Origin of the sequence: Paraburkholderia rhynchosiae (assembly GCF_002879865.1) — a bacterium.
GTDB lineage: Bacteria > Pseudomonadota > Gammaproteobacteria > Burkholderiales > Burkholderiaceae > Paraburkholderia > Paraburkholderia rhynchosiae.
On the sequence record NZ_PNXY01000028.1, the window covers coordinates 42,455 to 64,059 of the forward strand.

Below are 21,605 nucleotides of genomic sequence, written 5' to 3' on the forward strand. Positions count from 1 at the left end.
AAAATGCGGCCCGCGATGTGCGTATGGTTTTTTTCGGCCCGCCACAGCATATTCTGCTAAATGCGCCGCGAAGTTAGCGTCAGCGTCTGCGGCACGGTCCCGTCGATGCGCGCACGACGAGCTGAGGCGGCGGGCCGATCACCATTGAGGGTTGCCGCTCGGGCGCCTGAATCAGGCGAATGAGACTCTCGATCGACAACTCGGCAATCTCCGCGGTTTGAATCGCGACGGTGGTCAGCGCGGGGTGCACCTGGTGCGCGAGTTGAATGTCGGTGATGCCGATAACGGATACGTCATCGGGCACCGCGCGGCCCAGCGTGATCAAGGCCTGGGCCGCGCCGATTGCGAGCAGATCGTTGGTCGCGAAGATCGCGGTGACGAATGGCCGTACCGCCATGAGCTGCATGCACGCGGCGTAGCCGGCGTCGATCGAGTCGCGAATCTGCAGCACCGCAGCAGTATCCGCTTCCACGCCGGCGGCGCGCATCGTCGCACGGAAACCATTGGAGCGCGCGTCCTGCAAACCGCCGCAGCCATCGCCGATCAGAAGACCCACCTCGCGATGGCCGAGCTCGAGCAGATGCTGCGCGGCAAGCTCGCCGGCGCGTGCGAAGTCCACGGCGATGCATGGCAGTTCAGGCGGCGTCTCAGGGTGTTCCCACATGGCCAGCAGAATCGGCGCGCTATGCGTGGCCGACGCGCACAGGTCGTTGATCGCGATGTCCGTATTCATCACGAGCACGCCGTCGGCCAACGTGCCCGCGATCTGGTTCAGATACGCGCGGCCGATCTCGGCGTCGTCGTCGGTATTGCAGACCATCAGGAAGTAGCCGGCTTTACGCGCCGCGCGTTCGGCGGCCAGCACGAACTCGGGATAGAACGGGTTCGATATGTTCGACAGCATCAACGCCAGTGTCGACGAGCGGCCCTCGGCCAACGCGCGCGCGTTCAGATTCGGCCGGTAGCCGAGATCGGCAATCGCCTTCAACACACGTTCCGCTGTTTCTGGGCGGACTTTCTCGCGATTGCGCAGCACGTTCGAGACAGTGGCGGCGGTAACGTGCGCGCGTTTCGCCACTTCGGACAATGTGACCATTCTTCTTTATCCCAAATTCAGGGAGCGCGCTTCAAATGTTGCAAGACGCGGGCGACGTTGATAACTTGCTGAAAACACATCCGGAGACACTCATCATGACTTTTGTCACCGACCTCGAATTTAAGCGATTAAATGCCTGCTGCACAAGAGCCGGGCGTTTATTTTTCTGCGCAATTTAAGCGGTTAAATCGCTAGGGAGGCGAGGATGGCGACGATTCGTCTAACAAACGTGCAGAAGTCATACGGCGATCACCCGCCAGTGGTCCGGCGCGTGAATCTCGAAGTCGCGCAGCACGAGTTCTGCGTGTTTCTCGGACCTTCGGGCTGCGGCAAATCCACATTGCTGCGCATGATCGCCGGCCTGGAGGATTTGACCGAAGGCGAATTGCACATCGGCGGGCGGCTCATGAACGATGTGCCCGCGGCCGGGCGCGGTGTGGCGATGGTGTTCCAGAGCTATGCGCTGTTTCCGCACATGACGGTGTTCGACAACATGGCGTTCGGTCTGAAGCTCGCGAAGCAGCCGAAGGGCGTGATCGAGAGCAAGGTGCGCGAAGCCGCGCGCATTCTGCAACTGGACGGCTTTCTCGATCGCTATCCGAAAGCGCTGTCGGGCGGCCAGCGTCAGCGTGTCGCGATTGGGCGGGCGATTGTGCGCGAGCCGGGCGTGTTCCTGTTCGACGAACCGCTGTCGAACCTCGACGCCGCGTTGCGCGGCCAGACACGGGTTGAAATTGCGCGCCTGCATCAGCGGTTTGCCAATGCGAGCGTGGTGTACGTCACGCACGATCAGGTCGAAGCAATGACGCTCGCGGACAGAATCGTGCTGCTGCACGCGGGCGCCGACGCCGAGCGCTTCGGCAGCATCGCGCAAACCGGTGCGCCACTCGAGTTGTATCACCATCCGAAGTCACGCTTCGTGGCAGGCTTCATCGGCTCACCGCGCATGAACTTTATGGATGCCATGATCGATGCAATCGAGCCGGGCAAAGTGTCGGTCACGCTCGCAAAAGGCGGCGAACGGCTGACCGCTTACGTGGATGGCCAACGCTTGCAACGTGGGCAGTCCGTCACGCTAGGCGTGCGTCCCGAGCATTTGCGTCTGGATGGCGACGAGCAGTCCATTCAGTGCGCGACCGTGCTGTCGGAACGGCTCGGCGAGCATAGCTACATTCACGCCGATCATGCGGCGGGCTCGCTCGTCGCCAAGGCGCCGGGCGATACGTCGATCGAATCAGGCGAGCGTATTCGCATTCACGTACCGCCTCACGCATGTCATCTGTTCGACGCGGAAGGTATTGCGCTGCGCCGTAGCACGTTCGATCCCGAGCGCGTTGCGGCGTGACTGCGCGTTGTTTCAGGCATTAATTGATGCATTAGTCGATTCATCCAGCCGGATTCCGCCACAGAGCGGTTCACAAAGTTGGCAGCGATTCGCTGCCAGCCAACAAGGTAGTCAAGGAGACAAAAGATGATTGCTCTTCGCTTTCGCCGTCTTGCGCGCGTGTCGATTGCAGCCGCCCTGGTTGCCGGCTCGCTCGGCTATGTCGCAGCCGACGCCGCCACGCTCACCGTCAACGTGTCCGCGCGCGGCAACCAGCGCTCGACATGGCAGGACGCTTTCGACAAGTTCAAGAAAGCCAATCCCGATGTCGATCTCAAGGTGACCTACATCACCGAAGAAGCCTATAAGGTGCAGATGGGCGGCTGGCTCGCGACCGATCCGCCCGACGTCGTGTCGTGGCATGACGGCGAACGCATGGCGTATTACGCGCAACGCGGCCTGCTTGAAGACCTCACGCCGGACTGGAACAAGAATGGCTGGTCGCAGCAATATGCGTCGGTCAAGGAAGCATCGACGTATAAGGGCAAGCAGTACGCAGCGCCGCTCGGCTACGACGCATACGGTTTTTTCTATCGCAAGGATCTGTTCGAGAAAGCGGGCATCAAGAGCGAGCCGAAGACATGGGATGAATTCCTCGACGCCTGCAAGAAACTCAAGGCAAGCGGCGTTGCGCCGATCGCGGTTGCCGCTCGCGATAGCTGGACACTGGCCGCATGGTTCGACTATCTGGACCTGCGTATCAACGGCAACGAGTTCCATCAGAAGTTGATGGCGGGGGAGGTTCCGTACACGGACGCGCGCGTGAAAAAGGTCTACACCGCGTGGAAAACGCTGCTCGACGATCACTACTACATCGACAACGCGCTTTCCTACGATCTCGATTCCATTGCACCGTTTCTCGTGAACGGCAAGGCCTCGATGATGTTGATGGGCACGTTTTTCTCGGCCAGCATCCCCGCATCGATCAGACCGCAAACAGGCTTTTTCCGCTTCCCTGTGATCGACACCAATGTGCCGATGGCCGAGGACGGTCCGGTCAACGTGCTGCTCATTCCGGCGAAAGCGAAGAACAAGGCCGACGCTCATAAGCTGCTCGCTTTCATGGAGCAGCCACAGATCAACGCGGATCTGGCACGCGGCTGGGGACAGTTGCCCTCGAACAGTCAGGCGGCCGAACCTGATGATCCCATTTCGAAGGTCGGTTTCCAGACTCTTGCAAACACCAAGGGCGGCATTGCGCAGTTCTACGATCGCGATATGCAGAAAGAAATGGCTGACGAAGGCATGAAAGCGATGCAGCAGTTCTACAGCGATCCGTCGCAACTCGACGCGGTCCTCACGCGCCTGGAGTCGACGCGCAAGCGCATCTACAAGAAGTAACGTCCGCCGCGCCGGCGCGCAGCAACGCCGGCGCACGCCTTCGATTTTCGACGAGGCCTGATCCAATGTCTCATTCCGCAGCGCGCCGCTTAACCGCGGCACAGCACCGTCACGTCTCGACGACGCGTCGTCATCAGCATCGTGCCGCGTTACTGTTCCTGTTGCCGGGCTGCGCGTTGTTCTGCTTGTGCGTGATCTATCCGATCATCAGCAGCATTTCGCTCAGCTTTTATCACTGGGACGGCATGACGCCGAAGACGTTCGCGGGCTTCGATAACTACGTCGAGCTGTTCCACGCCGACACGTTCTACACGGCGCTGAAGAACAATCTGCTCTGGCTTGCGCTGTTCCTCCTCGCGCCGCCGCTTGGTCTCTTGTTCGCGCTCTATCTGAATCAGCACATTCGCGGCATGCGCGTCGTGAAGTCGCTTTTTTTCGCGCCGTTTGTGTTGTCGGGTGTTGTGGTGGGCCTCGTGTTCAGCTGGTTTTACGACCCTGGATTCGGTCTCTTGCGATTGATTGTCGGCCACGGCATTCCCGTTCTCGGCGATCCGAAGACGGTGACGTTCGGCATTATCTTCGCCGCGCTGTGGCCTCAAACGCCGTTCTGCATGGTGCTGTATCTCACCGGCCTTACGGGCATCAACCCGGAAGTGGTGGAGGCGGCGCGCATGGAAGGCGCGAAAGGACTGCGTCTTTTGTGGCATGTGATCCTGCCGCAATTGCGTCCCGCCACCTTCATGGCCGTCGTGCTGACGGTGATTGGCGCGCTGCGCAGTTTCGATCTGATCGCGGTGATGAGCGGCGGTGGTCCGTTCGACAGTTCCACCGTGCTCGCCTATTACATGTATGACCAGGCGATCAAGTACTACCGCGAAGGCTATTCCGCGGCAATTGCCGTTGTGCTGTTCGCCATCATGCTCGTCTACATCGTGTTCCATCTGCGCCGCATGCTGCGCGAAGAACACTGATTTCAGGAGTCGTGTGTCATGTATCCGCTTCCCGTCGAACGCTGGAAACCGCTCAATCGCACGCTTTATAAAGCGTCGCTGCCGATCGCGCTATTGATCTGGCTATTGCCGATGCTCGCTGTGCTCGTCACGTCGATTCGTTCTTCCGACGAGCTTTCGCAAGGCGATTACTGGACCTGGCCCAAACATTTCGCGCTGATCGAAAACTACGGCACGGCGCTCACGCAAACACCGATGCTGCATTACTTCGCCAATAGCGTGCTGATTACGGTGCCCTCGGTACTGGGCGCAATCGTGCTTGCGTCGATGGCCGGCTTTGCATTGGCCACATATCGCTTTCCGGGCAACACGGTGATTCTGTTCGGCTTCGTCGCGGGCAATTTCGTGCCGATCCAGATCCTGATGATTCCGGTGCGCGACATGGCGTTGAAGTTTGGTCTTTTCAATAGCGTGTGGGCGCTGGTCATTTTTCATGTGTCGTTTCAGACCGGCTTTTGCACGCTGTTTCTGCGCAATTTCATCAAACAGTTGCCATTCGAAATGATCGAGGCCGCGCGCGTGGAAGGCGCGAGCGAGTGGACGATCTACTGGCGCATCGTGCTGCCGCTAATCCGTCCCGCGCTCGCCGCGCTCGGCATTCTGGTGTTCACGTTCGTCTGGAACGACTACTTCTGGGCGCTATGTCTCACGCAAGGCGACGAGGCCGCGCCTATCACTGTCGGCGTTGCAGCGCTCAAGGGTCAATGGACGACCGCGTGGAACCTCGTGGCCGCTGGTTCAGTACTCGCCGCGCTGCCTTCCGTGTTGATGTTCTTCGCGATGCAAAAGCATTTCGTCGCCGGCCTGACCTTCGGTGCAAGCAAGGGCTGACCGCCCGTTCGACGTCACTCACAACGAGATTCTCTCATGCAACTTGGTGTTTGCTACTACCCGGAACAATGGCCGCGCGCCATGTGGGCCGACGACGCAATGCGTATGGTCGAACTTGGCATTACGCATGTGCGGATCGCTGAATTTGCGTGGAGCCGGATGGAACCGCGCGCGGGCGAATTCGTGTGGGAATGGCTCGATGAAGCGGTCGAGACGCTCGCGAGCGCCGGGCTCAAACTCATACTCGGCACGCCGACTGCTTCGCCGCCGAAGTGGTTGATCGACGCTCATCCGGATGTATTGCCGGTGCGCGCCGACGGCACGCGCTGGAATTTCGGTTCGCGCCGTCACTACGATGTTTGCAGCGAAACGTATCGCGTTGAATGCTTGCGCATTGTCACTGCAATGGTGGAGCGTTACGGACAGCATCAGTCGATTGTCGCCTGGCAGACGGATAATGAACTCGGTTGTCACGAGACCGTGCCGAGTTATTCGCCCGCTGCGTTAAAGCGTTTTCGCGCGTGGCTGCGCAAGCGCTATGAAACTGTCGACGCTCTCAACGACGCTTGGGGCAATGTGTTCTGGAGCATGGAGTACGCGTCGTTCGAAGCCATCGAATTGCCGAACCTCACGCCGACCGACGCGAATCCGATTCATCTGCTCGACTTCCGCCGCTTCATGTCGGACGAAGTGGCGAGCTTTCATCGCGAGCAGGTCGATGTGTTGCGGCGTCACGCGCCCACGGCCGATGTGCTGCACAACTTCATGGGTTTCTTTACCACCTTCGATCATTACCGCTTTGCCGAAGATAAAGCACTCGACGTCGCTGCGTGGGACAGCTATCCGATTGCGCGCACCGAATCGATTGCATTGCCCGAAGAACAGAAGGCGCGTTATGCACGCACCGCGCATCCCGATGTCTCCGCTTTCGATCACGACCGTTATCGCGCGATTGGCCGCGGGCGTTTCTGGGTGATGGAGCAGCAGGCGGGCCCGGTGAACTGGGCGCCGTGGAATCCGGTGCCGGCCAAAGGCATGGTCAGGTTATGGGCCTACGAGGCCTTCGCGCACGGTGCCGAACTGGTGTCGTATTTCCGCTGGCGTCAGTGCGCGTTTGCGCAGGAACAGATGCATTCGGGCCTGAACCTGCCGAACAACGAGTTGTCGCCTGGCGGCCTTGAAGTGCAACAGGCGGCGCGCGAGATCGCATCAGTACCGGCGTTTTCACGACTCGACGCGCCGGCGCGTGCGGCTACAGCGGTCGTGTTCGACTACGAGACGCAATGGATGTTCGAGATCCAGCGTCATGGCAAGGGCTTCGATTATCAGACGCTCGTGTTCGACTACTACGAGTCGCTGCGAGAGCTGGGGCTCGACGTCGATATTGTTTCTACCAAGGCCAATCTTTCGCCGTATCGACTCGTAGTCGTGCCGAGCCTTGCCGTGATCGATGACGAGTTGGTGGCGCAGATCGAGCGCAGTTCCGCGCAATGGGTGTTCGGCCCGCGCAGCGGCTCCAAAACCGACGCGTTTGCGATTCCGCCGAACCTGCCACCGGGCACGCTGCAACGCGTGCTGCCGATGCAGGTGCTCGAAGTGGAAAGCTTGCGCTCGTCGCTTGCGCCAGCGGTTTCGATCGGCGGCACGAACGGTGTCGCGATGCATTGGCGCGAACACGTGCGCGCCAATGGCGAGACACACGTCGACGCGCGATTCGACGATACGTGGCCCGCGATTCTCACGCATGGGCGAGTCCGTTATGTGGCCGGCTGGTTATCCCACACGCTGCATCGCACGGTGTTGGAGCAGGCGGCGCAAGAGGCCGGCATGACGACGCAATTGCTGCCGGAGGGCTTGCGCATTCGTCGTCGCGGGGATCTGACGTTTGCATTGAACTTCGGCGCGAAGCGGGTTGAGGTTCCCGCGCCGGCCAACGCAACGTTTGTACTCGGACAGTCGCAACTCGACATGGGCGATGTCTGCGTGTGGAGAGACTGACGAAGCAGTGAATCGCGATACGCGACCAGGCAGCAAGAGGGCGGCAAAACCAGTGGTATTCGAAAGCATCGACGCAAACCAGGCGAGCCTATCAAAGAGCCGCCATTCGATACACGGAGGATGACAGATGAACAGAAGAGACATGCTGGGATGGCTCGCGTCCGCGGCGGCAGCGGCTGGCGCGGGTTCGATGATCGGCGCGCCGGCCATAGCGGCTGAATTGACATCGTCGGGACACGGGGCGCGTTTCGCAAAGGGCGCGGATGTCTCGACGCTGCTCGAACTCGAAGCGAACGGCGCGAAGTTCTTCGAACACGGCGTGCCGCACGACTGTCTGCAGATTCTTAAGGGCCATGGTGTCGACTCTATTCGTATCAAGGTCTGGAATGATCCTGGGAATCCGAACTTTTTTCCTGCCGATCAAAGTCCTGTGGCGGGCTATAACAACGCGGAGCATGTGCGCGTGCTGGCGCGTCGCGCCGCTGCGCTCGGCATGCGTATCCTGATCGACTTCCACTACAGCGACTGGTGGGCCGATCCGGGCAAGCAGTATCCGCCGCACGCGTGGGCGGGCAAGGACATCACCGAAACTTGCGCGCTGTTGTCGGAGTACACGTCGAATGTGCTGAACATGCTCAAGCGCGACGGCGTTCGTCCCGAGTGGGTCCAAGTGGGCAACGAGATCACCGGCGGCATGCTGTGGCCGCTCGGCAAGTACGATCAGTGGGACAACCTCGCACAATTGCTGAAGGCGGGGCATGACGCGGTGAAGTCCGTCGATGAGCGCATCAAGGTCATGCTGCATATCGACAGCGGCGGTAACAACGCGACGAGCCGCTGGTGGTTCGACAGCGCGACGCAGCGAGGCGTGACGTTCGATCTGATCGGGCTGTCGTATTACCCGCAATGGCAGGGCGCGCTCAGCGACCTGCAAACCAATGCGAACGATCTCGCGACGCGCTACGGCAAGGACGTGATGGTGGTCGAAACCGCGTACCCGTGGACGACCAGCGACGGCGATTCCGAACCCAACGCAATGACCAACACCGGCTCAACCACTTTTCCGCAAACGCCCGCGGGCCAGGCGCAGTTCCTGGCGGCGGTGGCGGATGTCGTGAAGGCGATTCCCGACGGCCACGGCAAAGGCGTGTTCTGGTGGGAGCCCGAATGGATTCCGACGCCGAATGTCGGATGGAAGATCGGCGCGGGCGATCAGTGGGACAACAACACGTTGTTCGATTTTCACGGCAACGCGTTGAGTTCGCTGGATGCGTTTCGCCAGCTGTAAATAGCCCTTCGCAAAGCTGGGGTCAGCGCGCTGACCCCAGCTCCTTGCGCGCTTTCGCGCAGTCGGACGTGAACGCCATGCTGGCCTGATCGGGCGTCATGCGCGGCGCGTTCGGCGCGTAGATTTTCTCGATGATGGCGGCGAACGTTTGACGGTCCGCATCGTCGTGATAGTACTTTGTGGCCTGATCCAGCGCCTGTGCCCTGGTCTTTTTGTGCGCGCGCCATGAAGCGACCTGACCGGCGATATCGCCGATAGCAAAGCATTGATCGCTGACTGTTTGTGCCACGGCCTGAACGGTTGCTTGCGCAAGGCATGCCGCAAGCAATGCCGATATCACTACGCGTTTCATGACGAATCCTGTTGGCGCAAAGGCCGGAGTTTAACGCGGCAGCGAGGGATCGCTGGCCGCGTCGATTCGTCGCTACCACGCAATCACTTCTTATCCGGCTCCGCTTCGGTATTCGTGCCGGTTTTGCCGTTGCTTCTGTTGGTGACTGCGCCGGTTTCGTCGAGTTCGTCGTCGAGGTCGTCGTCGTTTTCATCGGCCGGCGGATCCGAGTCGGCCATGCTTATAAAGAGAATGTGGCCAACGGGCCGGGCATAAGCGATTGAATTCAGGTTCATCTCGTGCGCTCCGGTAGAGGGTGCGCATTGGTCGCAGCAATCCGCGAACCCGATTGCGCACGTTCGACGCGCAAAGAAAAAAGCCGCCTCGAAAGGCGGCTTCAGCAGATCAGCAAACTCTCCGGCGCTGCGTGCTCAATGCCCGAACGACTCGGCTTTCGACACTGACGCATCTGCCACATGCGGCCGCGCGGCCTGCTTGATCAGCAGCGCAATGCACGCAATCACACCCGCGACCGCGATCGTCGCGAAGATGCCGGCAAATGTGAAGTGGCGGCGCGCCAGCTCGGCCACGAGGAACGAGCCCGCAATGCCGCCAAAGCGGCCAATACCGAGCATCCACGCGACGCCGGTGCCGCGGCCTTGCGTCGGGTAGAACGCAGCGGCGAGCGCAGGCATCGACGATTGCGCGGTGTTCATCAACACGCCCGCGACGAACACGATGAACACCAGCGCGCCGACATTGCCCACCGCCTGGCCGATAAAGTACACGCTCACGGCGGTCAACGCATAGCAGGCCGCAATGATCCGGTTCGCGTTGAAGCGGTCCATCAGCACGCCACATACCACGGCGCCCACGCCGCCGAGCGGGAACAGCGCGGAAATCAGCGTCGCGCGTTGCGGCGTGAGGCCGGCGTCCTTCAGCAGAATCGGCATCCAGTTGATCGACGCGTAGAAGATCACGAGGCCCATGAAGTAGGTGATCCACAGCATCACCGAACCGACGATGTACGCGCGCGACAGCACCACGCCCGCGCCCTTGCTGCCGGTTTGCGGCGCGGTCTCGGTCATCATGAACGCGTCCGCCTGCGCGGCTTCGCCCGAAATGCGCGACAGCGCCGCGCGAATCCGTGCGACCGGCTGATTGTTGGCGACCATGTAGCGCACCGATTCCGGCATCTTGATCACCAGCAGGACCAGCAGCAGAAGCGGCGCGATGCCGCCGAGCAGCAGCACGCTGCGCCAGCCGAAATGCGGAATCATCCACGCGGCGAGGAAACCGCCGAATGCAGCGCCGAGCGGAAAGCCGCAAAACATCAGATTGATCACGGTTGCGCGGCGGCGGTCCGGGCAGTACTCGCCCATCATCGTGACAGCGTTCGGCATGGCCGCGCCGAGGCCGACGCCGGTGACGAAACGCAGCACCGTCAGATACTCGATGCTCGTCGAGAAGGCGGAGCCGAGGCACGCGACGCCGAACAGCAGCACCGCGCCGAGCAGCAGCGAGCGGCGTCCGAGCCGGTCGGACAGCGGGCCAGAAGCCAGTGCGCCGCACGCGAGGCCGAACAGCGCCGCGCTCAACACGGGCGCGAGCGCCGGTTTGGCGATGCCCCATTCGGCGAGCAGCGAAGGTGCAATGAAGCCGATTGCGGCCGTGTCGAAACCGTCCAGCAGGACGATGACGAAACACATGAAGAACACGAGCCATTGAAACGGCGAAAACGGATGCTCGTTGAGGAAGGTCTGAACGTTCACAGCGTCGCTGCGATTCATGATGCGTCTCCTGACTGCAAAAAGGCTCGTCGGAGCGAGCCTCGTCTTACTTTACGATCGACCGCCGTTGGGGGCGGCGCGCGATGCCTACGCCTGCGATTCTGTCCGCTTCGACAATCCATAGTATTCGGACAGGTTAGCCGTCGCCATCAATTTTATTTGTTCGTATATAGAACGCGGATTCTTTAAGCGAACAGGCGCCACTGTAAGTAGTTTGATGGCGACGGGTCAACGCGGGAATACCCGACACTGTTGCGGGCTGGCGTCGAAAGGAGAGAAGGCGGGAAGGAAATGCAGACATGCCGCGGCGCGCCTGCGCGCGCCGGGAAAGACACAAACAGTTGAATCAGAGAATCACATAGACCTTGCGCATGGTCTCGTCGACTTCCCATAGACCTTCGGTGTTCGCTTCGAAAAACAGTGTGTCGCCGCTCGCAAAGTGGACCGTCTCTTCATTGTCGGGCGTGAAGCGTCCGCGCCCCGCGATGATGTGCATCACCTCGGCCTGCTTGACCGAGCGGCGGTAAGTACCGGCGGTGCATTCGAAGATGCCAGTGTCGATGGCCTCGGTGCCCTTGATCACGCGTTGCACGCCCGAGACGCGGATCGGCGTGGTGCCAGGCAAACCGGCCGTGCCCCAGTCTTCGAGATTTTGCAGATTGACGCTTTGTTTGATGTGCTGAACCTTCATTCTTTCGATGCCTTTATCGATGCGCGCCGCTCACTGGCCGCTGGTTGAAGTGTTGGCAATGGTTTGCTCGATTTTGCCGAGGCGCACGACCGTCACACCCGGGCGCAGTTGCCGCAATGAAGGCATCACGAGCATGCAGTTGTCGTAGGGCGTAGTGACCGCTTCGCCGTTTGACCAGCCGATCACGGCGCCTGCCTCGGGGAAAATTTCGAGGCCCGTGTACGGCGCCGCGAAACGAAAGTCCATGCTCGTTGCGACGACCGGTTGCGTCACGCGCACGATGTGCTGCACAGGCGGCAACGGCGCGAGCCAGTCAGGCGGCAGATCGCTTTTGTCAATCACGCCGGTAAGCAGCAGAAAACGCGCGGTAGTGTCGCGCGCCACCGCGACGGCGCTCTTTTCCCAGTGCTGCCCGCATTCGATCAGCAACGCGTTCTTCGCGCTGGCGGCGTCGCCGAAGCCTTCGTAATCGCGCATGCGGCGGCCTTCCGGATGGCCTTCGTCGCAGATCACGGTAGCGGGCGTGCCGACCCGCACGGCGAGGTCGATACCTTTTTGCAGCGGGCCCGCGACGATCAACGGCTTGCTCTTCTCATGCATCGAGTGCAGGTCGAGCAACGCGTCGACGCTGTCGATCACCGGCCGCATTGCTCGTGCGCGCGCCAGTTCGCTCGAGGTGCGCGACCGATCGTCGAGCACGGCGGCGGTCCACACGCGGTTGAAGTCCTGATCGACGAAACGGGCGGCGTCAGGCTCCGCGGGATCGAAGCTCCGATACGCGGCGACGTTGGCGAACGCGAGCGTGAGACGCCCGCGCCGCGGCCGCAACACGCGGCGCAGCAGTTCATCCACGACAATCGCGCCGCACACTTCATTGCCGTGCGTGAGCGCGTTGATCATCACATGCGGACCCGGCGCGCCGGAATCGAACGTATGAACGTACGCAATGCCCGACGACGATTGTTCGTGCACCGAAATATCGGGGAACTCGACTTCGATGGGATAGCTTTCCATGCTCATGCGGAAGTGTCCTGGCAAAAGATTGAGCGAGTTTCAGCCGAGTTTCGCGGCGATGGCCTGGCCGACTTCCGTCGTGTTCGCCTTGCCGCCGAGATCGCCGGTATGCGGGCCTTCAACCAGTGTCGTTTCGATTGCGGCCAGAATCGCGTCGTGCGCCTCGCGCTCTTTGCCCTCGTGATTGCCGAGGAAGTCGAGCATCATCGCCGCGGACCAGATCATCGCAATCGGATTGGCGATATTCTTGCCGGCGATGTCCGGCGCCGAGCCATGCACCGGCTCGAACAGCGAGGGGAACTTGCGGTCGGGATTCAGATTGCCCGACGGCGCGAGACCGATCGTGCCGGTGCACGCGGGGCCGAGATCGGACAGGATGTCGCCGAACAGATTGGTGGCCACCACCACGTCGAAGCGATCCGGGTTCAACACGAAGCGCGCGCAGAGAATGTCGATGTGCTGCTTGTCCCACGTGACATCCGGGTACTGCGCCGCGATGCCGGCTGCGCATTTGTCCCACCACGGCATGCTGATCGCGATGCCGTTGCTTTTCGTGGCAACGGTGATCTTCTTGCGCTTGCGGCGTTGCGCGAGATCGAACGCGAACTTGAGCACGCGTTCGCTGCCGTGCCGCGTAAATACCGATTCCTGCAACACGAATTCCCGCTCCGTGCCTTCGAACATCACGCCGCCCACCGACGAATACTCGCCCTCGGTGTTCTCGCGCACGATCCAGAAGTCGATGTCGCCTGCCTTGCGGCCCGCGAGCGGCGAAGGCACGCCGGCGAAAAGACGCGCCGGGCGCAGGTTGATGTACTGGTCGAATTCGCGCCGGAACTTGAGCAGCGAGCCCCACAGCGAGATATGGTCGGGCACCGTGTCGGGCCAGCCCACCGCACCGAACAGAATGGCGTCGGCCGATTGCAGTTGCGCTTTCCAGTCGTCAGGCATCATCTGGCCGTGCTTCGCGTAGTACTCGCAGCTTGCCCATTCGATGTGCTGATACTCCAGCTCGATGCCAAAGCGCGTCTTCACCGTGTCGAGCACCCGAAGCGCTTCGGGCATGACTTCGACGCCGATGCCGTCGCCGGGAATGACTGCGATCCGATATTTCTTCGACATGTTGTGCTCCTCCGTTAGGGCTAATACTGATTCGATGACGGTTATTTTATTCCTGCTGTTTGGCTCTAAAATGATCGCTTTAGTTAAGCCACTGTGCACGATTCGTGTACAAACGCGGTGTACAACCCCAACGCCACCGAGCGACCCATGAATGCCGTCCCGTCACCCGATCTCGGCGATTTGCGCGTGTTTTGCGAAGTCGCTCGCAAAGCCAGTTTCAGCGCGGCGGCGGAGGCGTTGTCCGTGTCCGCGGCTTATGTCAGCAAGCGGATCAATGTACTGGAGACGACGCTCGGTACACGTTTGTTGCACCGGTCCACGCGGCGCGTTGCGATCACGGAAGCTGGCGAGCGCGTCTATACGTGGGCCGAAAAAATTCTAGATGATGTGGATCAACTGGTGGAGGACGTATCCACCACGCGGCGCATTCCAGGCGGCAAGCTGCGCATTTCGAGCAGCTTTGGTTTCGGCCGACGCTTCGTGGCTCCCGCACTCGCGCGTTTTTCCGAGCGTTATCCGCAGTTGAGCGTGCGGCTCGATCTGTTCGACCGGCTGGTCGATGTGGCCGGCGAAGGTTTCGATCTCGACATCCGCATTGGCGACGACATCGCGCCGCATCTGATCGCGCGGCGGCTCGCGTCGAATCATCGCGTGCTATGCGCGTCGCCCGACTATCTCGCGCGGCATGGCGCGCCGCGTCAGCTTGCCGATCTGTCGTCGCATGCGTGTCTCGCGATCAAGGAGCGCGATCATCCGTTCGGTTTGTGGCGCTTGACGGTGCGTGGCGAAGCGGCGTCGATCAAGGTCACGGGACCGTTGTCGACCAATCACGGCGAGGTCGCGGTGCAATGGGCGTTGGCCGGGCGCGGCATCGTGCTGCGCTCAATGTGGGATGTGCGGCCGCTGCTGGAAAGCGGCCAATTGCAGCAGGTGTTGGCGGACGTGACCCAACCGGCGAACTTGTGGGCGGTGTATCCGGCGCGGCTCGCGCAGTCCGCGAAAGTGCGGGTCTGCGTGGACTTCCTGAGCGAAGAGTTCGCCCAATGGAGCCCGCCGAACGACAGCGCCTAGTTAGTGATGATTCTGCGAGAACAGCGTTTCAAGCGGATAGTGGCTCTTCACGAACGGCGACTTGATGATCACGTAGCTAAAGTACTTTTCAATGCCGATGTCGCGTTCCAGTAAGCCTTCGATAATGCTCTGATAATGGCTCACGCTGCGCGTGACGAACTTCAGCAGGTAATCGTAGCCGCCGCTCGCAAGATGACATTCGACGATTTCATCGACGTCGCGAATCGCATTCACGAACTTGGTGAAGTCTTCCCGCCGATGATCGGCGAGCGTGACTTCGGTGAAAACAATCTGCACGTCGCCCAGCTTTTCGAGCTGGATTTGCGCACCATAGCCGACGATGTAGCCGGCTTTCTCCAGACGCTTGACGCGAATCAGGCAAGGGCTGGGCGAAAGGCCGACCGCATCGGCAAGCTCGACGTTGGTTATGCGGCCTTTCTTCTGCAACTGCGAAAGTATGCGCAGGTCAATACGGTCCAGCTTGCAGTCGCTGCTCATCGTAACGTTGTGGCTCCGGCGGTTGAGGTAAGGGGCTCTGGGGTGCCCTCTACTCTAGCATGCAGCGGCAGTACTTTTGACCTGGCTCCTGGCCGAGGTTTTGCCGCTTAGCGCTGCCCGAACGTCGGCTTGCGCGAGAACGTCGTTCAGGGTTTTTTCGAGCCGCTCGAACATCATGTCGAAGTCGGATTCGGTGTACGAGAGCGCCGGCGCGAAGCCGAGAATGTTGTCGCCGAAGGCACGGAAAATCAGGCGGTTTTCATACGCGGCGGCGGCGATGCGCTCGGACAGTTTGAGCGCCGGGTCGAATTGCGCCTTGCTGTCTTTATCCGCCACCAGTTCCAGCGCGCCGAGCAATCCGCGGTGACGCGAGTCGCCCACCAGCGGATGTGCGAGCAACGCGTCGAGCCCGCGCGCAAAACGCGGTGCGCGCGCCACGCCGTTCGCGAGCAGCCCGCCTTCGTGATAAAGCCGCAGCACTTCAAGACCGATTGCCGCGCTCACCGGATGCGCCGAATACGTGTGACCGTGGCCGACAATCGCCTCGGCGTCGCCATCGGCGATGCCTTGATAGATTTCGTCAGACATCAGCACGGCGCCCATCGGCGCATAACCGGCGGTCAGACCTTTGGCGACTGTCATCAGATCCGGCTCGACGTTCTCGCCCTGGCATGCGAACAGCGGACCCGTGCGGCCAAAGCCGGTAATGACTTCGTCGGCGACGAACAGAATGCCGAGCTTGCGGCAGCTTTCGCGCATTGCCTTCAGCCAGCCGACCGGCGGCACGATCACGCCGCCCGAACCTTGAATCGGTTCGCAGAAGAACGCGGCCACGTTATCCGCGCCGAGCTCCGCGACCTTCGCTTCGAGTGCGGCGACCGAGGCGGCAATCAGCGCGGCGTCGTCGGCGAAATTGCTGCGGTATGCATACGGCGACGGCAAATGATGCTGGTTTGGCAGCGGCAGATCGAAGTTGCGGTGGAACGCCGGCAATGCGGTCAACCCCGCGCCCATGCTCGACGAGCCGTGATAGCCGCGTTGCAGCGCGATGATGTGCTTCTTCGACGGGCGGCCCGTCGCATTGAAGTAATGCGTGATGAAGCGAATGGCCGAGTCGACCGCGTCCGATCCGCCGAGCGTGAAGTACACGTGTTGCAGGGAAGCGGGCGCCACGCTCGCCAGTTTCTGCGCGAGTTCGATGGCCGGCTCCGAGCCGAAATGGAAATAGCTGGTCGCGTAGGGCAGCTTTTTCATCTGCGCGGTGGCGGCCTCGACAATGCTCTGCTGGCCGTAGCCCACGTTCACGCACCACAAGCCGGAAAATGCGTCGAGCAGTTCATTGCCCGCCGCGTCGCGCAGAAACGCGCCGCTGGCGGATTCAAGAACGGTGACGCCGCGCGCCTCGTGCGCCCGGTAGTTGATGACAGGGTGAATCAGATGCTGGCGGTCGGCTTCGATGAGCGATTGAATCGGCATGGTGGGTTCTCGTCGCGGAAAAGGGCTGTTGACCGTTCCATACTACTGATCCGAGGCGATCGCCCGCTTGCCTAAACAATTGCCTGAAAAGCGCGCACGACGCGTTTTGATGCATGCCCTTAGCATTTTGTGCTGCGGACGTTGAAAAGTGCCGGCGCGCGCCTATTACGTGGGACGCGGGGCGCTCAATAGCCTCGCGTACGGTCGATCTGACCGAGCATTGGCAGACCGTCGCGATGACGGCGCAAGTTGTCGAGCACCACGTCGACGGCGGTATCGGGCCGCGTCGCGCTGGCGATATGCGGCGTGATGCGCACGCGCGGATGCGTCCACAACGGATGACCGGCGGGCAAAGGCTCGGGATCGGTCACGTCGAGAATCGCGTTTTGCAGTTGACCGCTGTCGAGCGCCGCCAGCAAATCCTGCTGATTCAGATGCGGACCGCGCCCGGTTTGAATCAGCGACGCGCCGCGCGGCAGCTTCGCGAACAGACTCGCGTCGAGCAGGCCGCGCGTGGCGGGCGTGAGCGGCAACAGGCAAACGAGTATGTCGGTGCGCGAGAGAAAGGCGTCGAGCGAGCCTTCACCCGCATAACATTCGACGCCCTCGATCTCGCGAGGCGAGCGGCTCCAGCCAGCGCACGCAAAGCCGAAGAGGCGCAGCCGATCCAGAACCGCGGTGCCGAGCACGCCGAGTCCGAGTACGCCGATACGCCGCTGCGCGGCCGGCTTCAGCGGCAGTTCGCGCCACACCTGTTGCTGTTGCTGAAGACCATAATCGAACAGATCGCGATGAATCGTCAGCGCGGCCTGCGTGACGTATTCGACCATGCCGTCGACAATCCCCGGTTCGATCATCCGCACGACCGGCACATGCGCGGGCACGCCCGACAGGTCGAATTGATCGATACCTGCACCCACGGAGAACACGACTTCCAGATTGGGAAACATGTGCGTGGGATTTTCGGGCGGCTGCCACGCGGCCAGATACCGAATCGCGGCCGGATCGCCGTGATCGGGCCAGATATGAAACGGCACATCGGGCGCCTTCTGGGCAAAGAGTTTCGCCCACTGCGCGCCGCGCGCCGGGTCGGCTTTATAGAGGAAGGCCATGACGGGTCAAAAAATCGCCTGATTGATGATGCCGTACTGCAAACAACGCGTCGCCTTCGTCGCCACGCTTTCGGGCGCGGCATTGCGCACCATCCTGACCACCGTGTCCACGCGCGGCAGGCCGAGTTGTTCCAGCCACTCGGTCAGGCCGCTATCGCCCGGCGTGTCGACACGCACGAACACGCCTTCATTGAGCGCAAGCCAGTGGCTGATGAGCGCCTTCGCGCGGCTCGAATCCTCGGATTCAGGCGCAACCACCGGGCCAATCGCAAAGCCGCGGCCGAAGCGGCGAAAGAGCGCAAAGCCGACCAGTTCGCCGTCGCGGTCGAGCGCAATGCCGTCGGCGTTTTCAAGCAGCGCGGGCAGCACTTCGCCGCGATCGAGGCCGCTTGCCTGCGAAGCCAGTTCCACGAGGCGCGCCGTATCGCTCGAACCCAGGGGACGCAAACGCTCGCCGGGCGGCAACGACACGAGCGGCGGCTGGAACGCCGCGCCCTGGTGTTGATCGAGCGTGCCGGCCGCGCGAAAGCCGAGCTTTTCGTAGAGCGGCTGGCCGGCCGTGGTCGCGTGCAGGAACGTGATGCGGCCGCCGAGTTCTTCGAGCAGAAGCTCCATCAGTTTTCTGCCGATGCCGCGTCCTTGCCGCTCCGGCGACACGATCACCATGCCGAGCGACGCGCGGTCCGCGCCGTACTTCCAGCAAAGCGCGGTACCGATTACGCCGCTCGCGTCTTCGGCGACGAAACCCACGCCGAGTTGCGCGACGAATTTCCAGTCGTCCGCGCGATGCGGCCATTTGAGTTCGACCGTCAACGCATGCGCGGCGGCGACGTCGTCGAGGGTAAAGCGTCTATAGGTAATCGAATCGGGCACGCCGTACTCCCTGAATGGCAAAAGGCTTACGCGTCACTGTGTCATCCGGGGCGCGGTGTGACTAGGACGATCTTTTTATCCGGCGGGCTTCACAGGGCCGTATCGCAATTCGATACAAAACACCAGGTCTGGACCTGCATTACAAGCGGATTGTGCTGCCCGGCGCTTTTTGTCGGCGACATATGCCAGGCGCGCGGCTCTACGATTTTGTTATCGCGATGACGCTACAGGCGCATCGCTCGCGGTCTCCATCCAGTCATCACTCAGGACACTTTCTCATGGACAGCTTCAATCCGGACGATGTCGCGATTCGCAGCGGCCATTTCATCGGCGGCGAGTACGTGGAAGGCAGTCAGCACGGCGCACGCCGCATGGAGGTCGCGCGGCCATCGGACGGCGTGGTCTACGCGAGTGTGCCGGTGGCCGACGCGGACATGGTCGACCGTGCAGTCGAAAACGCATGGCAGGCTTTTCGCACGGGCGGTTGGGCGCGGATGGCGCCGCGCGAGCGCGCGAAAATCATGCGCCGTTTTGCCGATCTGGTCGAAGCCGACGCGCCCGCGCTCGGCCGCCTCGAAGCGCTCGGCTCGACGCGTCCAGTCGCCCAGGCTATTTCCTGGGACGTGCCCTTCACCGCGGAAGGCATCCGCTTCTACGCGGAGTTCGCCGATAAGCTCGGCGGCGACGTCGCAGCCACGGATCACGACCATCTCGGCATGACGATCGCCGAGCCGTATGGCGTGATCGGCGCCATTGCGCCATGGAATTTCCCGCTGGTGATGGCGTCGTGGAAGATCGCGCCGGCGCTCGCCGCCGGTAATGCCGTCGTGCTGAAGCCTTCGGAGATGACGCCGTTCTCGGTGCTGCGCCTCGCCGAGCTCGCGGTGCAGGCAGGCGTACCCGCGGGCATCTTCAATGTGATCCAGGGCGATGGACGCACGACCGGCGACGAACTGGTGCGTCATCCGAAGATCAGCAAGGTCACATTCACCGGATCGACGCGCACCGGCGCGGCCATCATGGCGGCATGCGCGAACAGCGGCACCAAGCCGGTCACGCTCGAACTGGGCGGCAAGAGCCCGCAAATCGTATTCGCCGACGCCCCGCGTCTTGACGATGTGGCGCGCCGCATCGCCGGCGCAATTACCGGCAACGCCGGGCAAGTGTGCGTCGCGGGTTCGCGTCTGCTGGTCGAACGTAGCCTCGCGGAGCCGCTTGCCGAGCGCATCGGCAGAATCTTCGCGGAATTGAAACCGGGCGCGACGTGGGCCGCGGGCACGACGCTCTCGCCGATCATTTCCGAGCCGCAAGCGGCGCGCATCGAAAGCATAGTGGGCCGCACGCTCGGCTCGGGCGCGACACTGCGCTACGGCGGCGTGCGTGCCGATGCTGACGGTGCCTCGTCGGGCGCCTTTTATACGCCGACGTTACTCACCGATGTCACGGCCGATTCAGAAGCCGTCCGCGAAGAAGTGTTCGGCCCGGTGCTCACACTGCAAACCTTCGACACGGAAGAAGAAGCGCTCGCGCTGGCGCAACATCCCGAGTACGGGCTCGCCGCCGGCGTGCATACCGCCGACCTCGGCCGGGCTCTGCGCTTCGTACGCGGTCTCGAAGCGGGCACGGTGTGGGTTAACCGCTATGGCCGCACTTCCGACTTCATGATCCCGACGGGCGGCTACAAGCGCTCGGGCATCGGCAAGGACCTGGGGCGCCAGGCCTACGAGGCCAACCTGCGTTTCAAGAGCGTGCTGATCGACCTGCGCGCGTGACGTTCGCTGGGAAGGCCGCGTTCAATACGCCGCAAAGCCAACCCCAGCAAGGCCTCCAGCCGGTCACGGCACACTCTGCTGCGCAACGGCCTCAAAACGCATGGTTTGTGTCACAGGCAGTGCGCGAATCAGGAACATCTATGTTTTTGCGCTGATTAAATCTTTAACAGGAATGAGCTTTCACTGTTTTCGCCAATGAGCTCGATGCGAGTTCACCACCACGATAGGACTGCACCATGATCGAATTCGAACCAAAATACATCACCTTCGACTGCTACGGCACGCTGACGAAATTCCGCATGGCCGACATGACGCGCGAACTGTATGGCCACATCCTGAAGGCCGACGACCTCGAAAAGCTGGTCGCGTTCTACGCTGGCTATCGCCGCGATGAAGTGCTGGGCGCATGGAAGCCATATCGCGATGTGGTGGTCAATGCACTGCGCCGTGCGTGCGCGCGCATGAACGTCGAATTCAATGAAGCCGGCGCGCAGAAGATCTATGAGGCCGTGCCGACCTGGGGTCCGCATCCGGACGTGCCGGAAGGCCTGTCGCGTCTTGCCAGGAAGTACAAGCTGGTGATTCTGTCGAACGCGTCGAACGACCAGATCCTGAGCAACGTCGACAAGCTCGGTGCACCGTTCCATGCAGTGTTCACGGCCGAACAGGCGCAATCGTACAAGCCGCGCATGCAAGGCTTCGAGTACATGTTCGACAAGCTCAATTGCAATCCGGAAGACGTGCTGCATGTGTCGTCGAGCCTGCGCTACGACCTGATGACCGTGCACGACATGGGCGTCAAGCACAAGGCGTTCATCAACCGCGGCCATGAACCGTCGACGCCGTATTACCAGTACTACGAAGTCGACGGCATTCCGAAGCTGGCTGCCGAACTCGGCCTGTAAGC

At 61.6% G+C, this 21,605-nt stretch carries 20 protein-coding genes; 9 read left to right on the forward strand and 11 right to left on the reverse strand.

What is annotated here, in order from left to right; all coding sequences use genetic code 11:
• Positions 1 to 79: 79 nt before the first annotated feature.
• Entirely contained in the window at positions 80 to 1,096 is a 1,017-nt protein-coding gene (locus C0Z16_RS28980) for a LacI family DNA-binding transcriptional regulator (RefSeq protein WP_102635494.1), read from the reverse strand.
• Between the two features lie 205 nt (positions 1,097 to 1,301).
• Between C0Z16_RS28980 and C0Z16_RS28985 the strand changes: the two genes are divergently transcribed.
• The 6 genes from C0Z16_RS28985 to C0Z16_RS29010 all read left to right on the forward strand — a co-directional run bounded on the left by C0Z16_RS28985 (position 1,302) and on the right by C0Z16_RS29010 (position 8,948).
• Entirely contained in the window at positions 1,302 to 2,441 is a 1,140-nt protein-coding gene (locus C0Z16_RS28985; protein WP_102635495.1) for an ABC transporter ATP-binding protein, read from the forward strand.
• A 126-nt stretch (positions 2,442 to 2,567) separates the two neighbouring features.
• On the forward strand, positions 2,568 to 3,821 hold the full coding sequence (locus C0Z16_RS28990) for an ABC transporter substrate-binding protein (protein WP_102635496.1): 1,254 nt from the start codon (positions 2,568 to 2,570) through the stop codon (positions 3,819 to 3,821).
• Between the two features lie 65 nt (positions 3,822 to 3,886).
• Positions 3,887 to 4,792 (forward strand): carbohydrate ABC transporter permease, encoded by a 906-nt coding sequence (locus C0Z16_RS28995; protein WP_102635497.1) that lies wholly within the window; start codon positions 3,887 to 3,889, stop codon positions 4,790 to 4,792.
• An 18-nt stretch (positions 4,793 to 4,810) separates the two neighbouring features.
• Entirely contained in the window at positions 4,811 to 5,662 is an 852-nt protein-coding gene (locus tag C0Z16_RS29000) for a carbohydrate ABC transporter permease (protein WP_102635498.1), read from the forward strand.
• 36 nt (positions 5,663 to 5,698) lie between these two features.
• Complete coding sequence (locus tag C0Z16_RS29005; protein WP_102635499.1) at positions 5,699 to 7,660, forward strand: beta-galactosidase; 1,962 nt, start codon at positions 5,699 to 5,701, stop codon at positions 7,658 to 7,660.
• A gap of 127 nt (positions 7,661 to 7,787) precedes the next feature.
• A complete protein-coding gene (locus C0Z16_RS29010) occupies positions 7,788 to 8,948 on the forward strand; it encodes a glycoside hydrolase family 53 protein (protein WP_102635500.1) in 1,161 nt (386 codons plus the stop codon).
• A gap of 22 nt (positions 8,949 to 8,970) precedes the next feature.
• On the opposite strand, the gene C0Z16_RS29015 is transcribed toward C0Z16_RS29010, so the two are convergent.
• The 6 genes from C0Z16_RS29015 to C0Z16_RS29040 form a co-directional block, all read right to left on the reverse strand.
• The gene (locus tag C0Z16_RS29015; protein WP_102635501.1) at positions 8,971 to 9,300 is read right to left on the reverse strand and encodes a hypothetical protein; all 330 of its coding nucleotides are present in this window, start codon (positions 9,298 to 9,300) and stop codon (positions 8,971 to 8,973) included.
• Between the two features lie 83 nt (positions 9,301 to 9,383).
• Entirely contained in the window at positions 9,384 to 9,575 is a 192-nt protein-coding gene (locus C0Z16_RS29020) for a hypothetical protein (RefSeq protein ID WP_102635502.1), read from the reverse strand.
• Positions 9,576 to 9,710: 135 nt separating this feature from the next.
• Positions 9,711 to 11,069: an MFS transporter gene (locus tag C0Z16_RS29025; protein ID WP_102635503.1), complete on the reverse strand. Its 1,359-nt coding sequence runs from the start codon at positions 11,067 to 11,069 to the stop codon at positions 9,711 to 9,713.
• 346 nt (positions 11,070 to 11,415) lie between these two features.
• Entirely contained in the window at positions 11,416 to 11,760 is a 345-nt protein-coding gene (locus C0Z16_RS29030) for a cupin domain-containing protein (RefSeq protein WP_102635504.1), read from the reverse strand.
• Between the two features lie 30 nt (positions 11,761 to 11,790).
• The gene (locus tag C0Z16_RS29035) at positions 11,791 to 12,780 is read right to left on the reverse strand and encodes a M14 family metallopeptidase (protein ID WP_102635505.1); all 990 of its coding nucleotides are present in this window, start codon (positions 12,778 to 12,780) and stop codon (positions 11,791 to 11,793) included.
• Positions 12,781 to 12,813: 33 nt separating this feature from the next.
• A complete protein-coding gene (locus C0Z16_RS29040; RefSeq protein ID WP_102635506.1) occupies positions 12,814 to 13,896 on the reverse strand; it encodes a tartrate dehydrogenase in 1,083 nt (360 codons plus the stop codon).
• Between the two features lie 147 nt (positions 13,897 to 14,043).
• On the opposite strand from C0Z16_RS29040, the gene C0Z16_RS29045 reads away from it, so the two are divergent.
• Positions 14,044 to 14,967 carry a LysR substrate-binding domain-containing protein gene (locus C0Z16_RS29045; protein ID WP_102635507.1) on the forward strand — a complete coding sequence of 308 codons (924 nt, stop codon included), beginning with the start codon at positions 14,044 to 14,046 and terminating at the stop codon, positions 14,965 to 14,967.
• Here C0Z16_RS29045 and C0Z16_RS29050 read toward each other — a convergent pair whose 3' ends face one another.
• The 4 genes from C0Z16_RS29050 to C0Z16_RS29065 all read right to left on the reverse strand — a co-directional run bounded on the left by C0Z16_RS29050 (position 14,968) and on the right by C0Z16_RS29065 (position 18,926).
• Positions 14,968 to 15,465 carry an Lrp/AsnC family transcriptional regulator gene (locus C0Z16_RS29050; protein WP_102635508.1) on the reverse strand — a complete coding sequence of 166 codons (498 nt, stop codon included), beginning with the start codon at positions 15,463 to 15,465 and terminating at the stop codon, positions 14,968 to 14,970.
• Between the two features lie 54 nt (positions 15,466 to 15,519).
• Positions 15,520 to 16,941: an aspartate aminotransferase family protein gene (locus C0Z16_RS29055; protein WP_102635509.1), complete on the reverse strand. Its 1,422-nt coding sequence runs from the start codon at positions 16,939 to 16,941 to the stop codon at positions 15,520 to 15,522.
• Positions 16,942 to 17,126: 185 nt separating this feature from the next.
• The gene (locus C0Z16_RS29060) at positions 17,127 to 18,053 is read right to left on the reverse strand and encodes a 2-hydroxyacid dehydrogenase (RefSeq protein WP_102635510.1); all 927 of its coding nucleotides are present in this window, start codon (positions 18,051 to 18,053) and stop codon (positions 17,127 to 17,129) included.
• A gap of 6 nt (positions 18,054 to 18,059) precedes the next feature.
• The gene (locus tag C0Z16_RS29065) at positions 18,060 to 18,926 is read right to left on the reverse strand and encodes a GNAT family N-acetyltransferase (RefSeq protein ID WP_102635511.1); all 867 of its coding nucleotides are present in this window, start codon (positions 18,924 to 18,926) and stop codon (positions 18,060 to 18,062) included.
• Between the two features lie 278 nt (positions 18,927 to 19,204).
• On the opposite strand from C0Z16_RS29065, the gene C0Z16_RS29070 reads away from it, so the two are divergent.
• Both C0Z16_RS29070 and C0Z16_RS29075 read left to right on the forward strand, forming a co-directional pair.
• A complete protein-coding gene (locus C0Z16_RS29070; protein ID WP_102635512.1) occupies positions 19,205 to 20,698 on the forward strand; it encodes an aldehyde dehydrogenase family protein in 1,494 nt (497 codons plus the stop codon).
• Positions 20,699 to 20,934: 236 nt separating this feature from the next.
• A complete protein-coding gene (locus C0Z16_RS29075; protein ID WP_102635513.1) occupies positions 20,935 to 21,603 on the forward strand; it encodes a haloacid dehalogenase type II in 669 nt (222 codons plus the stop codon).
• Positions 21,604 to 21,605: the final 2 nt, after the last annotated feature.

What these genes read in the sequence shown, in the direction of transcription:
- C0Z16_RS29060 (WP_102635510.1), bottom strand. Translation starts at nt 18,053, where the DNA reads ATGGCCTTCCTCTATAAAGCCGACCCGGCGCGCGGCGCGCAGTGGGCG.
- C0Z16_RS28985 (WP_102635495.1), top strand. Translation starts at nt 1,302, where the DNA reads ATGGCGACGATTCGTCTAACAAACGTGCAGAAGTCATACGGCGATCAC.
- C0Z16_RS29010 (WP_102635500.1), top strand. Translation starts at nt 7,788, where the DNA reads ATGAACAGAAGAGACATGCTGGGATGGCTCGCGTCCGCGGCGGCAGCG.
- C0Z16_RS29075 (WP_102635513.1), top strand. Translation starts at nt 20,935, where the DNA reads ATGATCGAATTCGAACCAAAATACATCACCTTCGACTGCTACGGCACG.
- C0Z16_RS28980 (WP_102635494.1), bottom strand. Translation starts at nt 1,096, where the DNA reads ATGGTCACATTGTCCGAAGTGGCGAAACGCGCGCACGTTACCGCCGCC.
- C0Z16_RS28995 (WP_102635497.1), top strand. Translation starts at nt 3,887, where the DNA reads ATGTCTCATTCCGCAGCGCGCCGCTTAACCGCGGCACAGCACCGTCAC.
- C0Z16_RS29005 (WP_102635499.1), top strand. Translation starts at nt 5,699, where the DNA reads ATGCAACTTGGTGTTTGCTACTACCCGGAACAATGGCCGCGCGCCATG.
- C0Z16_RS29030 (WP_102635504.1), bottom strand. Translation starts at nt 11,760, where the DNA reads ATGAAGGTTCAGCACATCAAACAAAGCGTCAATCTGCAAAATCTCGAA.
- C0Z16_RS29035 (WP_102635505.1), bottom strand. Translation starts at nt 12,780, where the DNA reads ATGAGCATGGAAAGCTATCCCATCGAAGTCGAGTTCCCCGATATTTCG.
- C0Z16_RS29055 (WP_102635509.1), bottom strand. Translation starts at nt 16,941, where the DNA reads ATGCCGATTCAATCGCTCATCGAAGCCGACCGCCAGCATCTGATTCAC.
- C0Z16_RS29070 (WP_102635512.1), top strand. Translation starts at nt 19,205, where the DNA reads ATGGACAGCTTCAATCCGGACGATGTCGCGATTCGCAGCGGCCATTTC.
- C0Z16_RS29015 (WP_102635501.1), bottom strand. Translation starts at nt 9,300, where the DNA reads ATGAAACGCGTAGTGATATCGGCATTGCTTGCGGCATGCCTTGCGCAA.
- C0Z16_RS29000 (WP_102635498.1), top strand. Translation starts at nt 4,811, where the DNA reads ATGTATCCGCTTCCCGTCGAACGCTGGAAACCGCTCAATCGCACGCTT.
- C0Z16_RS29040 (WP_102635506.1), bottom strand. Translation starts at nt 13,896, where the DNA reads ATGTCGAAGAAATATCGGATCGCAGTCATTCCCGGCGACGGCATCGGC.
- C0Z16_RS29050 (WP_102635508.1), bottom strand. Translation starts at nt 15,465, where the DNA reads ATGAGCAGCGACTGCAAGCTGGACCGTATTGACCTGCGCATACTTTCG.
- C0Z16_RS29020 (WP_102635502.1), bottom strand. Translation starts at nt 9,575, where the DNA reads ATGAACCTGAATTCAATCGCTTATGCCCGGCCCGTTGGCCACATTCTC.
- C0Z16_RS29045 (WP_102635507.1), top strand. Translation starts at nt 14,044, where the DNA reads ATGAATGCCGTCCCGTCACCCGATCTCGGCGATTTGCGCGTGTTTTGC.
- C0Z16_RS29025 (WP_102635503.1), bottom strand. Translation starts at nt 11,069, where the DNA reads ATGAATCGCAGCGACGCTGTGAACGTTCAGACCTTCCTCAACGAGCAT.
- C0Z16_RS28990 (WP_102635496.1), top strand. Translation starts at nt 2,568, where the DNA reads ATGATTGCTCTTCGCTTTCGCCGTCTTGCGCGCGTGTCGATTGCAGCC.